The following is a 13,496-nucleotide window of genomic DNA, read 5'->3' on the forward strand; positions in this document are numbered from 1 at the left end:
CACCTGCTGGCCACCCCGATCAACGTCGCCAACCTGGTCGCCCCGCCCCCGCCGCTGTTCCGGGCGCTGGTCCCGGGCGGCACCGTCCGGCCGTCGGCGGCGGCCGGCACCAACGCGGCCCGGCTCGCCGACGAGCTGGCCGGCCGCACCCCCGACGAGCAGCACGAGCACCTGACCGGCCTCGTCCGCGGCAGCATCGCCGCCGTCCTGGCCCACGCCACGCCCGACGGAGTCGACACCACCCGCCCGTTCAGCGAGCTGGGCTTCGACTCCCTCACCGCGATCGAGCTGCGCAACCGCCTGGCCACCGCCACCGGGCAGCGCCTGCCGGCCACGCTCATCTTCGACTACCCCACGCCCGGCGAGCTGGCCCGGCACCTGCGGGCCCAGATCGCACCGGCTGCCGTGTCCCAGGCGCAGCTGCTGCTCCAGCAGCTCGACAAGGTCGAGACCACCCTCGAGGCGATCGCCGCGGAGGACGGCGCCGGGACCAAGGTCACCACGCGGCTGCAGGCACTGCTGTCCCGCTGGAACGACCTGCGGAAGGGCGCGGACCCGGCCGCGGTGACCAGCCGGATCGAGTCGGCCACCACCGACGAGATCTTCAGCTTCATCGACCAGGAGCTGGGCCGCAGCTCCTGAGAAACGGGCGAACGGCCGGGCGGCCGGGGGATCCCCCGGCCGCCCGGCCGTTTCGCTGCTCGGTTCCTTGCGCCGGACGCTCCGGCTACCTGAGCGCCCTGCCGGGCTCGTAGCCGACCGCGGACAGCTCCTCGGCGGTCAGCGGCGGGTCCTCCAGCACCGGCAGCCGCGGGCCCCGCCTGATCGCGGACACGATCTCCGCGTCCTCGAACCGCGTGGCCGGCGCCGACGTGGCGGTCACCGCGGACAGCGCGGCGTTCACCACCGGCTCCCGCAGCGCGATGCCCGTCACCAGCTCCGCGAACTGGCGGCGCATCGCCGCCTCATGGGTCAGCCGCGGATCGGTGGTGGTCGCGTAGCAGTCCGGATAGTAGATGTCCTGGCTGGTCGCCAGGATCCACGGGTCATCGACGATCGCGCACATCGCCCGCTGGGCGGACCAGGCCAGGCCCGGGCCGAGCCCCCTGCGGCGCAGCGCGGCGTCCAGCGCCGCGGCGCAGTGCGCCGCCGCGCACATGCCGTGGCCGTACACCGGGTTGAACGAGGCCAGCGCGTCGCCGAGCACGACGAGGCCCTCGGGCCAGAAGGCGGCCCGCTCGTAGTGCGTGCGCCGGTTGGCCGTGGAGCGGGTGCGGTACACCGGGGAGACCGGCTCCGCCAGGGCGAGGAGCTCGGCGATGATCGGATGGCGCAGGCTGCGGACGAACGCGTCGAACTCGCCCTCGTCGGTGGCCGGGCTGGCGCCGCGGGTCCCGGACAGCGTGACGATCCACCGGCCGTCCTCGATCGGCAGCAGCAGCCCGTTCCGGCCGGGCACCGGACGCCGGTAGTCGGCGTAGAGCGCGACGATCGGGAAGTCCACCGCGCCCTCGGGGGCCCGGTAGAGGCGGGTGGCGTAGCCGAGCCCGGTGTCGACGATCTCCTCCTCCACGGCGGGGACGGCGCCCGTCCCGGCCGTCCAGGACTTCAGCCGGGACCCGCGGCCGGTGGCGTCCACCACCAGGTCGGCGTCGAGCAGGGCGGTCGAGCCGTCGTCCCGGCGCCGCACCCGCACGCCGGTCACCCGGCGGGGCCCGCCGCACACCTCCACGACCTCGGCGTCGTCGAGCAGCGCGACCCCCGGCTCGGCGAGGGCCTGGTCCCGGATCACCCAGTCGATCAGGGCGCGGCTCGCGCCGATGATGTACTCCGTCGCGGGGAAGCGGTGCTGCCAGCCCAGCGCGGTGAGGGTGACCATCTGCTGCGGGACGCCCACATGGTGCGCGCCCGCGGCGAGCAGCCGGGCGGTCGTCTCGGGCAGGACCGAGTCCATCGCCCGCGCGCCGCCGGACCACAGGATGTGGGCGTGCCGCGCCTGGGGCAGCCCCTTGCGCAGCTCCGGCCCGCCGGGGAGCCGGTCTCGTTCCACGATGGTGACGGCGTCGAGGTGGCGTGCGAGGACGGCGGCCGCCAGCATTCCCGCCAGGCCGCCGCCCACGACCACGGCATGCGTCGAACCGGTCATCGGCAGAAGGGTTCCTTTCCGTGCGGGCGGCCGTCCGGGTGCGCCGTCTAGGACTCCGGCGTGCGGAGGGGCGGGGTGCCGGCGTCCCGGAGCGGCAGGTCCGGCGCGCCCTTGCGGCCGGCCAGTCTGCGCCACGCGCGGCGCCCGAACCAGGCCGCGCTCAGCGCGGCCCGCTGCGGGGTGTAGGCGCCCCGCATCCGCATGATGGATCGGGCCGTCCATATGCGGGCGTCCACATGGTGCGCCGGGGATCCGTGCACGTCGTCGTTCTCGACGAGGTGCAGGCGGCGCACATGGTCCCTGAGGAACCGCAGGTCGCCGCGCGGGATGATCTCGTCCCGGCGCGCGGCCATGTAGTGCACCGGGATCGTGAGCCCGGTGAGGTGCTCCGCCGTGAGCGCCCACGCCGGGAGTTCCCCGGGAAGCCTGGCGGGTTCGGTGCCCATCAGGTGGGCGAGCGTGTCGACGGTGACGCGGGGAAGCCCGCGCTGCCACGCGCCGTCGGTGAAGAAGCGGTTGACCGGCGCGCCGGCGGACACGACCCCGCGGATCCGGCGGTCGTCCACGGCGCAGCGCAGCGCCAGGTGGCCGGCGAAACTCGGCATGATCGCGTAGGCGCGGGCGGTATCGGCGCGGTCGCCGACCGCGTCCATGATCGCCGTCAGCATCCGGTGGCCGTCCGGGGTGTAGGGCAGCGTGTTCTCCCCGATGCCCGGCAGTTCGGCGACGACGGCGGCCAGCCCCGCCCGCCGGAGGTTCAGCAGCGTGTACGCCCACTGCTCCTTGATGCTGACGATGCCGCCCATGAGGATCAGCAGGGGCGGGCGGCGCTCGCGGGACAGGCCGGTCGCGTAGCAGCGCACCAGGCCGTCGCCGGCCGCGACGTCGAGGCGCTGGATGCCGGTGTCGTCCCGGCGGAAGCGGTCGAACACCTCCACGCACCTGCGCTGCGCCTCCTGCCGGGCGGGGCCGTCCGGGTAGGGGAACCGGGCCAGCATGTAGTACCGGCAGGCGTCGTAGAGGCGGCCCTGGCGGTACTCCAGGTCGCCTTCGGCCACCCAGGCGCGCACCCACGAGCCCGGGGCGTCGCCGTCGTCGTTGCGGATGCGGCCCAGCAGGTCCCGCAGCCGCTCGGGCGGGACGCTCTGGGCGCGGGCGTGCGCGATGATGTACCGCTTGAGCTCGCCGACGTCGTTCATCGCGCCCCCTTCCCGGGGAGCGGGCGTTCCCGGGCGGCGCCGCCGCCGTCCGCGGGAGCGGCGAAGCCCTCCAGCGCCTCCTTGATCTCAGTGAGGACGTCGGCCGCGTGCGCCCCGTCGATGACCCGGTGGTCGAACGCCAGGTTGAGCTGCATCACGGGCGCCGAGCCGAGCACCCCGTCCCGGACCACCGGCCGCTCGGTCGTCTGCCCGACGCCCAGCGTGATGGTCGTTCCGCCGAAGGAGTGGAAGCCGTTGACCGGACGGTGCGCCAGCGACGTGAGGGCGAAGGTGCCCATCGTGCGGGGGCGGCGCCGGAGGCTGGACACGGCGGAGCTGTTCGCCCAGGACCGCAGCGGCCACGGCATGCGCTGCATCTTGCGCAGCCCCGCGAACTCGGGCATGCGGTCGGGGTCGCCGCGGCGCCAGTACTCCAACTCGTCCTGGATCTGCTCCAGGCTCGACCGGTGCACCCCGGTGAGGAGCGCGGCGAGGACGACCCGCTGCCCGTTCAGCCGCTTGTCCAGCGCGACCTTGGCGTTGACCGTGGGGTAACGCGCGATCCTCGGCCGGCCGCGGCCCCTGATCGCCGCGTTGGCGTCCGGGTGGCGGGCCAGGACCCGGCCCGCGGCGTGCAGGACGCAGGCGACCGTCGAGCAGCGGCGTCCCGCCCGCTCGGCGGCGCGGCGGTGCGCCACGACGGCGCTCATGTCCACCTCGGTGTCGAGGAAGACCGGCGCGGCCCCCCTGGCCCAGGACAGGAAGGTCAGCGTGTGCCGGCGTTCGGCCGGGACGGGCACGCTCACCGCCCGGTCGCCTGCCGTGTCGCCTGCCGGGGCGCCGTCCGCGCCGGGCCGCCGGGCGGTCACGTCCGCTCCAGCGCGAACCCGCTCTTGATCCACTTGCTGGACTCGATCGCGACGCCCACCGCCCGGTCGCCGGGGCCCATCGCCGCCAGGGCGCGTTCGAGCTGGAAGAACACCAGGCCGTTGCCGCAGTTCCCGATCTCGTGGACGCGGGTGATCTGCCGCGCGTGCGGGACCGCCAGGCGCTCCCCGATCAGGGTGCTCATGCGGCCGGACAGCTGCGGCGGCAGCAGGTAGCCCAGGTCGGCCTCGCTCCAGTCCAGGTTCTCGAGCAGCTCCTTGAGCACCTCGACGGCCATGACCGGGACGCGCTCCTCGATCGCCTTGTAGTCCTCGGTGGCGGCCGGCCGGTCGAACGTGCGGTTCGCGCCGTACCAGGCGAGGGTCTGCCCCGGTTCGCGGCCCAGCCCGACCAGGCGGGTGAACAGGCCGCGCAGCAGGGCCGCGCCGGGTTCCGGTTCCCGGCGGAGCACGACGGCGCCGGCGCCGTCGCCGAAGAGCACCAGGTTCACCAGCTCGGCCGGGGGGAGCCGGCTGAAGTCGGCGTCGGGCACGACGTGCTTGGCGCACACGTCGCCGCCGAGCACCAGGGCCGTGCGGTACTGGCCGGTGGACAGGAGCTGGCTCGCCACGTGCATCGCCTGCACCGCGCCCGAGCAGCCCGACTGGAGCTGGAAGCTGGGGACGCCGTCGATGCCGAGCCGGTCGGCGATCTGGTTGACGGTCGCCGGCATCAGCAGGTCCGGGGTGGCGGTGCCCATGACCACCAGGTCGATGTCGCCCGGTCCGAGGCCCGCCGACTCCAGCGCCTTCCGCCCCGCCTCCTCCCCCAGGTCCGCCAGCGTCGCGCGGGCCTCCCCGGTCTCCAGGTCGATGGCGAGGTGGCGGCTGGTCGTCCCGATGAACGTGTTGACCCAGTGCTCCCAGGGCGTCCCGAAACCGAACCGCTTCGCCAGCGCGGCCGTTCCGATCGCCTCTCCCGGGAGTCCCGTGCCCGCCGACACGATGCCGATATCCGAGCGGTACATGGCTGTCCCTTCCCTCGTGGCGGCGCCGCTCCCATGATCGGCAGCCGCGCTAAAGCCCCGCTTATGCCGTGCTTCCGTGCTCCGCCTTCCGGGCGAGGGTGATACCGTCCGCCATCGGGAGCAGGCACACCTCGACGCGCTCGTCCCGGTGCAGCAGCGCGTTGAGCTCCCGGACGGCCCGGGCGTCGGCGTCCGCCGGGTCCGGGTCCAGGACGCGGCCGAAGAACAGCGTGTTGTCGAACACGAGCAGGCCGCCGGGCCGGACCAGCGGCAGGGCCGCCTCGAAGTAGCGCGGGTAGCCGGCCTTGTCGGCGTCGACGAACACCAGGTCGACCGAGCCCGCGCCGATGCCGTCCGGCGGGCCGGCCAGCGTTGCGGCGGCGTCGCCGAGCCGGAAGTCGATCTTCTCGGCGACCCCGGCCCGCGCCCAGTGCTCGGCCGCGACCGCGCTCCACCGGTCGCTGACGTCGCAGGTGACGAGGCGGCCGCCGGGCGGCAGGGCGCGCGCCATGCACAGGGCGCTGTATCCGGTGAACGTCCCGATGTCCAGCACGAGCCGGGCGCCGGTCAGCCGGACCAGCATCGCCAGCAGCTGCGCCCCTTCCGGGACTACCTGCATCGTCGTCCCGCCGAGCATGCCCGCGGTCACCCGGCGCAGGTCGCGCAGGACCTCGTCGTCGTCCAGCGAGACGCCCCTGGCGTAGTCCAGCAGTTCAGGGGTCACCTCCAGGTACCCGGCCATGTCAGATCACGGTTCCGCAGAGGTCGGGCGCGATGAGCCGCATGGTGGTGGGGTCCTGTTGCGGCGCGGGCTCCAGGTGCAGCCTGACGGTGCCCTCGTCCCCGGCGGGCTCGGCGAGGCCGTCGCGGCACCGGCAGGGGGCGTCGCCGAAACCGGCGAACCGGTAGGTGACCTCCATGATGCGGTTGCGCTCGGTGGGGCGGAAATCGGCGAGCAGGTGGACGCCGGCTTCGGCCGCCTGCCCGATCAGCCAGCGCAGGATCACCGAGCCGACCCCGAACGACACCACGCGGCACGAGGTGGCGAGCAGTTTCAGGTTCCACACCGACGGGTGCCGCTCCAGCAGCAGGACGCCGACCGCGCCGTGCGGGCCGAACCGGTCGGTCAGCGTCGCCACCAGGACCTCGTGGCCCGGATCGGCGAGCAGGCCGCGCAGCGCGGCGTCGGAGTAGTGCACGCCCGTGGCGTTCATCTGGCTGGTGCGCAGCGTCAGCTCCTCGACCCGGGTGAGGCGCTCCCCGTCCGCCCTCCCGACCTCCAGCACCATGTCCAGGGACCGCAGGAAGTCCTCGTCGGGCCCGGTGAACCCGGCGCGGTCCGCGTCGCGGGCCAGCCCGGCCTGGTACATCTCGCGGCGCCGCCGGGCGTCGACCGTCACGACCGGGGGGCTGAACTCGGGCAGGGCGGGCAGCTCGGCCGCCCGCTCGGCGGGGTAGCAGCGCACCCGCGGCAGGTGGAACGCGACCTCCGCGCGTTCCGCGGGCTGGTCGTCGATGAACGCGATGGTGTGCTCGGCGAAGTTCAGCCGCTCGGCGATGTCCCGCACCGCGTCCGACTTGGGGCCCCAGCCGATCCGGGCGTGCACGAAGTACTCCGCGACGCCGAGCCGCTCCAGGCGCCGCCAGGCCAGGTCGGGGTCGTTCTTGCTGGCCACCGACTGCAGGATGCCGCGGGAGTCGAGTTCGGCGATGACCCCGCGGACGGCGTCGCCGAGCCGCACCTCCCCGTCCTCCAGCAGGATGCCGGACCACAGCGTGTCGTCCAGGTCCCACACCAGGCACTTGACCGTCGCCGGCGGGTCCTCGGGCGGGCCGGCCGGCGGTTCGTCGCGCACGCTTCGGGCCTCCATGGTCGCCTTCCTCTCGGTGGTCGTCGCGATCGTCATGAAGGCGCGGTCAGCGCGTGCCGCGCCAGGATCAGCCGGCAGATCTCGCTGCTGCCCTCGATGATCTCCATGAGCTTGGCGTCCCGGTACGCGCGCGCCGCGGCCCGCCCGTCCCGCGCGCCCGCCGAGCCCAGGACCTGCACCGCGGCGGACGCGCCCCGGACGGCGTTGACGGCGCCGACGTGCTTGGCCAGCACCGCCGCGGTGGCCGTCTCGGGAAGGCCCGCGTCCCAGCACCGGCTGGCGTGCTCGCAGGTCCGCGTGGCGACCTGCTCCCCGACCAGGATCTCGGCGAGGTGCCCGGCGACGAGCTGGTGGTCGGCGATCGGCCGGCCGAACTGGACGCGGGAGCGGGCGTGGCCGGTCGCCTCGTCCAGGCAGGCGCGCAGGATGCCGACGCATCCCCAGGCCACCGACAGCCGGCCGTAGGTCAGCGGCGGCGTCACCAGCAGCTCCGCGGATCCGGCGGTCCGCTCCAGGACGCTGTCCGCGGGCAGCCGCACGGAGTCCAGGTGCACGTCGGCGTGCCCGGCGGCGCGGCAGCCGAGCGGGTCGGGCACCCGCTCCACCCGCACGCCCGGCGCGGACGCCGGCACCAGTGCGGCGGCGAAGCCGTTCCCGAACCGGCCGAACACCACCAGCAGGTCGGCGTAGGCGGCTCCGGTGATCCAGACCTTGCGGCCGTCGACGACGACCGTGTCGCCCTCGGCCCGGATCCGGGTGTCGATCGCCGAAAGGTCGCTGCCCGCGGCCGGTTCGCTGAACGCCACGGCGGCGAGCCGGCCGCCCGCCAGTTCGGGCAGGTGCGCCGCCCGCTGCGCGGCCCCGCCCAGCTTTTCGATGGTCCACGCGGCCATGCCCTGGGAGGTCATCAGGCTGCGCAGGGAGCTGCACAGCCTGCCGACGCCCGCGGTGAAGGCCCCGCCGTCCGCGGCCGTCAGCCCCGGTCCCCCGTACCGGGCGGGCACCTGGGCGCACAGCATTCCCCGGCCGGCGAGTTCGCGCACCGGCTCCAGCGGCAGCCGGCCCCGCCGGTCCCACTCCTCCGCCTGGCCGCCGACCAGCTCGGCGACCAGGGAGGTCATCGCGCCGGGCCCGCCGAGCGCGGTGTCAGTGGTCACCCGGGGCCTCCCGGGCCGGTGGCCGCCAGCCGCTCCACCAGCGCCACCATGGCGCGCACCGTCCGGAAGTTCTCCATCATCAGGTCCGGCCCCGCGATGACGATGCCGTAGGTGTTCTCCATGTAGGTCACCAGTTCCATCACGAACAGCGACGAGACCCCGGCCGCGGCGAGGTCGTCGTCCGGCCCGATGGGGTTCTTGGTGCGCACCTCCAGGAAGGTGCGCAGGTCCTTCTCGATGTCCGGCGGAGCCGCCGCACGGCTCTCCGCCCGGTCGGACGACGTGGTCACGGTCGTGCCTCCAGGTAGTCGTAGAACCCGCGCCCGCTCTTACGGCCGAGGTCGCCGGCGCGCACCTTGTCCAGCAGGAGGTCGCAGGGGCGGCAGCCGTCGTCGCCGGTGCGCTCGTGCAGCACCCGCAGCGAGTCGACGAGGTTGTCCAGCCCGATCAGGTCCGCGGTGCGCAGCGGGCCGGTGCGGTGCCCGAGGCAGTCCTGCAGGAGGGTGTCGACGTCCTCTGCGGACGCCCGGCCCTCCGCCACGATCCGCGCCGCGTCGTTGATCATCCGGTGCAGGATGCGGCTGGTCACGAACCCTGGCCCGTCGCCGACCACCACGGCCCGGCGGCCGAGGTCCGCGAGCAGCCCGCGCACCGCGGCCATCGCCGCGGGCGCGGTGCGCGGCCCCTGGACGACCTCCACCGTCGCGATCAGGTAGGGCGGGTTCATGAAGTGGACGCCGACCAGGTCCTCCGGGCGGCCCGTGCCCCGGGCCAGCTCGTCGATCGGGATCGAGGAGGTGTTGGACACCAGCGGCGTGCCCGGGGCGGTCGCCGCCGCCGCGTCAGACAGGGCCTTGGCCTTGGCGGCGGTCTCCTCGGTGACGGCCTCGATCACCGCGGCCGCCCCGGCCATCGCGTCGGGGGCGGTGCTCGTCACCAGCTCGCCGTCCGTGCCCTCCCGCGGCAGCGCACCCATGAGGCGGGCCAGCCGCAGGTGCCGGGAGATCTCCGCGCGGACCCGGTCGAGCCTGGACGCGTCGGTGTCGACGAGCACGACGGGCCGCCGGTGCCCGAGGAGCAGCGCCGTGATGCCCGCGCCCATGACTCCCGCGCCGAGGACGGCCAGCGGCCGGTCTACCTGATCCCGCGTCACGGGTTCTCCGTAGCTCGTCGGGGCCATCACTCGGCGGGCTCCCCGAACCAGGCGGCCAGCGCCGGGCGGAGCCCGCCGGCCGCGGCGGCGGTCTCCCCCGCCCAGGCGATGTGGCCGTCGGGGCGCACGAGGACCGCCGACGCCGGGATCTCGGGCGCCGGCTCGGCCGCGACGACGTCCACCCTGTCCTTCCAGCCGGTGACGTCCGGCGGCTCCGCACCCCCGGACAGGTCCAGCAGGACGCCGCGGGCGGCGTGCAGCGTCTCGGCCACCGGGACCTCGCCGCCGGCCGTGCCGAGCCGGACCAGTGGCACCCGGCGGCCCAGCAGCCCGTCGCCCCCGCCTGCCGGGTGGCGGGCGTCGGTGGCCGCGCGGACGAGGTGCCGGTTCACCACCTCGTGGTCGAGCAGCTCGCCGAACACCTCGCGCAGCGCGCTCGGGCCGTCGGCGGTGTCGAGCAGCGCCATCTGCGCTCGCCCGTACACGCAGGCACGGCGCCCGTAGGGGCGGCGTTCGGCCTCGTAGGTGTCCAGCAGCCCGGCGGGCGCCCGGCCCTGCACGTCCGCGGCGAGCTTCCAGCCGAGGTTCACCGCGTCCTGCAGCCCGATCGTCACCGCGTGCCCGGCGGGATGGAACTGGAAGTGCGCGGCGTCCCCGGCCAGGAAGACCCGGCCGTTGCGGTAGTGGTCGGCGAGGATCGTGACGTTGCCGTGGCGGTGCAGCCAGAGCGGCTCCTCGACGGTGGGCCGCTCGCCGGTGATCCGCTCGATGCTCGCCCTGACCTCGTCCAGCGTGACCGGCCGGTCCGCGGGCGGCGCCTCGACCCCGATCTCGATGGTCATCAGGCGGAACATGGTGGACGCGTCGCCGAACTGGCCGAACATGCCGCCCGCGTGGAAGGACCCCGCGCCGACCGGCCCCGCGTAGCTCCCGACGTCGGCGAGGAGCCCGTACCAGGACGGGCCGCTCCTGGTCACCGCGAACCCGGCGAGCTCGCGCACCGCGCTGTCCTCGCCGTCGCAGCCGACCAGGTAGCGGCACCGGATCTCCTCCTCGCCGAGGGGCGAGCGGACCCGGGCGGTGACGCCTTCCTCGTCCTGGCTCAGCCCGATCAGCTCGTGCCGGCGCAGGATCCGCACGCCGCGCGCGGCGGCGTGGTCGCTGAGGACCCGCTGGATGTGGTTCTGCAGGAGGACGACGGAGTGGTCGGTCTCCGCCAGCTCCGACATGTCCAGCCAGAAGCTGGCGAAGTGGAGCCGGTCCCAGACCAGGGGCTCGCCGTGCTCGCGGCGGAGCGGCTCCATCAGGCCCCGCTGCTCCAGCAGCTCGACCGAGCGGGCGTGGATCAGCCCCGAGACCGTCCTGTCGTCGATCTCGGGACTCCGCTCGATGACGACGGCCCGCACCCCGGCCAGGGCCAGCTCGTGAGCGAGCATCAGGCCGACCGGGCCCGCGCCGACGATGACAACGGAATCGCTCATGACACCTCGTTCGTTGGGGACGCGTGCGCCGCGGGAGAGTCCGTCGCGTCGCCGGACTCGGTGGCGGGCCCGTCCTGCGCGGCGAACTCGCCGTTCAGGAACCGGGCCATCGCCGACGGGGTGGCGTTCTCGAAGACCGCCACCGGGGAGATCCGCAGGCCGGTGGCCTCGGCCAGGCGGGTGCTCAGCTCCAGTGCCGTGAAGGACGACAGGCCCAGGTCCAGGAGGCTGTCGTCGGGCTTGACCTCGTCCGCCGACGCGAATCCCAGGACGGTCGCGGCGCGCCGGTGGACCAGGTCCAGCAGCAGCCGCTCCCGTTCGGCCTCCGGCACGCCGGCCAGGCGGCGCCGCAGTTCGGCCGCCCGCCCGGCCGCCGCGCCGCCGTCGCCATCCGGTCCGGCGATGCGCCGGACCTCGGGGATCTCGTGGAACAGGCGGCGCGGGGGCGCACCGTCCTGGCGGGACACGGCGCGCTCCCAGTCGATGTCGGCGACGAGCAGCGGGGAGCCGGCGCCCACCGCCTGCCGCAGCGCAGCGACCGCCTGGCCCGGGGGCAGCGCCCGCATAGCCCACTCCCGCAGGGCCGGGACCGCCGTCTCGGGCGCGGCGGACGGCTCGGGTTCGCCGGTGGGGCCCACGGCGATCGACGCGACGGTGTGGCCGCCCTCTTCCAGGCGGGCGGCGAAGGCGTTCAGGTAGGCGTGCGCTGGAGCCTGGTCTCCCAGCCCCGCCCCGCCGAGCACAGCGGCGGCCGAGGTGACGAACAGGAACATCGGCGGCTCCGCGGTGTCCGCGAACGCGGCCAGCGCGGCCGCGGCGTCCTGGACCGCGGCGATCTCCGGGTCCAGCGCCGCGATGTCGGCGGGCCCGGCACGCCCCGCGTCGAGGTCCGCGACGTGGACGACCGCCGCGATGTCCCCGCCGCGCGCCTCCGCCTCAGGTTCGGCGATCTCCGCGTGGACGCCCAGGGCCTTCAGCTCGGTCAGCAGGTCGCGGGTACCGGGGTCCTGGGCGGCGCCGGGGCCGGCGAAGACCATACGCTCCGTTCCGCCGCCTGCCAGCCATCGAGCGGTGTGGGCCGCCGGCGTCGTGACGGCGCCGGTGAACACCACCGGCCCCGGCGGCACCGGGCTCCCTTCGGGCGGCCGCCCGCCGGGGGGCGTGCGGATCAGCCGCGACACGTACGCGACCGGTCCGCGGACGGCGGCCTGATCCGCGGCGCCGCCCGCGAGGACGGTCCCCAGCCGGGCCTGCGCGGCCCCGTCCAGGTGCTCGGGAAGGTCGATGAGCCCGACCGGTCCGGACGTGCGCTCTTCGGCCGCGACCTGGCCGTAGCCCCACAGCAGGGCCTGGAGCGGGTCAGGGCCGGGGTCGGAGCCGTCCGCCCGGACCGCGCCGCGGGTCGCGATCCACAGCGGAGCGTCCAGCCCGGCCTCCTCCAGCGCGCCCACCAGCGCCACCGTCAGGGCCAGCCCGGCCGGGACCGCCGACGTCCCCGGCTGGATCTCGCGATCCAGGGCTAGGAGGGACAGCACGCCGCTGACCGCGATGTCCAGGGACATCCCGCGCAGGAGGCGGGAGAGGGCCTCGGTGTCCCCCGCCTCGACCGGGACGACCCGTGCGGTCGCGCCCGCTCCGTCGAACATCCCGAGCATCTCCGCCACCGGGGGCGCGTCGGCCAGGGCGGCCGGGACGGGCACCAGCCAGGTACCGGACATGCCCTGGGCCGGCGCTTCCGGCAGCGGCGTCCACCGGATCCGGTACTGGCATCTGCGCCGCCGCCGCCATACGGACAACGGGGACAGGATGTCGCGCATGGCCTGCCGCTGTGCATCGTCCAGGTCGAGAGCGGCCGCCACCGACGACAGGTCTCCGCTCTCCACCGCGTCCCAGAACCCGGCGTCCTCCCCGGCGCCGTCCTCCCCCGTGTCCTGCTGCTCCCCGGGGTGCAGCCAGTAGTGACGCCCCTGGAACGCGTACGTGGGCAGCGGCACCGGGCCGTCGGGCCGCGGGGCGCCGACCGCGTCCAGGACGGCGGGCCAGTCCACCGTCCCTCCGGCGACGTGCACTTGGCCCACCGCGGCGAGCAGCGCCGGCAGTTCGTCCCGGTCGCCGCGCAGCGTGGCCGCGAACACCGGCCGCGCACCCGTGTCGTTCTCCTCTTCCAGGCAGCCGTGCGCCAGGGGGGCCAGCACCGTGTCGGGGCCGACCTCCAGGAAGATCCCCGTCCCCTCGCGCCGCAGGGTCCGCACCCCGTCGTAGAACCGGACCGGCCGCCGGGCCTGGTCCACCCAGTACTCCGGGGAGGCCATCAGTTCCGGCTCGCCCAGCTCACCGGTCACGTTGGACACGATCGGGATCCGCGGCGGGCGGTACTCCAGTTCCCGGGCCGCCTTGCCGAACTCCTCGGCGATCGCGTCGATGTGGTGGGAGTGGAACGCGCGGCTCACGCGCAGGACGCTGGTCCTGACCCCCCAGATCCGCCAGAAGTCCACTACCTCGTTGACGGTGTGGGTGTCGCCGGAGATGACGGTGGAGGTGGGTGTGTTGTGTGCGGCGATGTGGGTGTGGGGTCCGAGGTGGGGTGTGAGGTTG

The 13,496-nt window shown here is 74.9% G+C and carries 12 protein-coding genes; 1 reads left to right on the top strand and 11 read right to left on the bottom strand.

Annotated features, from left to right (window positions below; genetic code table 11):
• The coding region (locus E1266_RS28605; protein ID WP_243718996.1) for an acyl carrier protein at positions 1-642 on the top strand (642 nt) is incomplete at its 5' end.
• A gap of 85 nt (positions 643-727) precedes the next feature.
• Here the strand turns inward: E1266_RS28605 and E1266_RS28610 are convergent.
• From E1266_RS28610 to E1266_RS28660, 11 genes are all read right to left on the bottom strand, one after another.
• Entirely contained in the window at positions 728-2,146 is a 1,419-nt protein-coding gene (locus E1266_RS28610) for an FAD-dependent oxidoreductase (RefSeq protein ID WP_132052273.1), read from the bottom strand.
• Between the two features lie 47 nt (positions 2,147-2,193).
• A complete protein-coding gene (locus tag E1266_RS28615; protein ID WP_132052275.1) occupies positions 2,194-3,345 on the bottom strand; it encodes an alpha/beta hydrolase in 1,152 nt (383 codons plus the stop codon).
• Entirely contained in the window at positions 3,342-4,214 is an 873-nt protein-coding gene (locus E1266_RS28620; RefSeq protein ID WP_207945964.1) for a 2-oxo acid dehydrogenase subunit E2, read from the bottom strand. Before E1266_RS28620 ends, E1266_RS28615 begins: the two co-directional genes overlap by 4 nt.
• Positions 4,211-5,239: a 3-oxoacyl-ACP synthase III family protein gene (locus E1266_RS28625; protein WP_132052277.1), complete on the bottom strand. Its 1,029-nt coding sequence runs from the start codon at positions 5,237-5,239 to the stop codon at positions 4,211-4,213. The genes E1266_RS28620 and E1266_RS28625 overlap by 4 nt, the downstream gene beginning before the upstream one ends.
• A gap of 61 nt (positions 5,240-5,300) precedes the next feature.
• A complete protein-coding gene (locus E1266_RS28630; protein WP_132052279.1) occupies positions 5,301-5,981 on the bottom strand; it encodes a class I SAM-dependent methyltransferase in 681 nt (226 codons plus the stop codon).
• A gap of 1 nt (position 5,982) precedes the next feature.
• Positions 5,983-7,146: an HAD-IIIC family phosphatase gene (locus E1266_RS28635; RefSeq protein ID WP_243718998.1), complete on the bottom strand. Its 1,164-nt coding sequence runs from the start codon at positions 7,144-7,146 to the stop codon at positions 5,983-5,985.
• On the bottom strand, positions 7,143-8,267 hold the full coding sequence (locus E1266_RS28640; RefSeq protein ID WP_243719000.1) for an acyl-CoA dehydrogenase family protein: 1,125 nt from the start codon (positions 8,265-8,267) through the stop codon (positions 7,143-7,145). The genes E1266_RS28635 and E1266_RS28640 overlap by 4 nt, the downstream gene beginning before the upstream one ends.
• Positions 8,264-8,557 carry an acyl carrier protein gene (locus tag E1266_RS28645; RefSeq protein WP_132052281.1) on the bottom strand — a complete coding sequence of 98 codons (294 nt, stop codon included), beginning with the start codon at positions 8,555-8,557 and terminating at the stop codon, positions 8,264-8,266. The genes E1266_RS28640 and E1266_RS28645 overlap by 4 nt, the downstream gene beginning before the upstream one ends.
• Positions 8,554-9,420: a 3-hydroxyacyl-CoA dehydrogenase family protein gene (locus tag E1266_RS28650; protein WP_243719001.1), complete on the bottom strand. Its 867-nt coding sequence runs from the start codon at positions 9,418-9,420 to the stop codon at positions 8,554-8,556. The genes E1266_RS28645 and E1266_RS28650 overlap by 4 nt, the downstream gene beginning before the upstream one ends.
• A 26-nt stretch (positions 9,421-9,446) precedes the next feature.
• Entirely contained in the window at positions 9,447-10,901 is a 1,455-nt protein-coding gene (locus E1266_RS28655; RefSeq protein ID WP_132052285.1) for an FAD-dependent monooxygenase, read from the bottom strand.
• On the bottom strand, positions 10,898-13,496 hold a 2,599-nt coding region (locus E1266_RS28660; protein WP_132052287.1), incomplete at its 5' end, for an acyltransferase domain-containing protein. The genes E1266_RS28660 and E1266_RS28655, both read right to left, overlap by 4 nt.

It is taken from the genome of Actinomadura sp. 7K534 (genome assembly GCF_004348575.1).
GTDB classification, from domain to species: Bacteria; Actinomycetota; Actinomycetes; order Streptosporangiales; family Streptosporangiaceae; genus Spirillospora; species Spirillospora livida.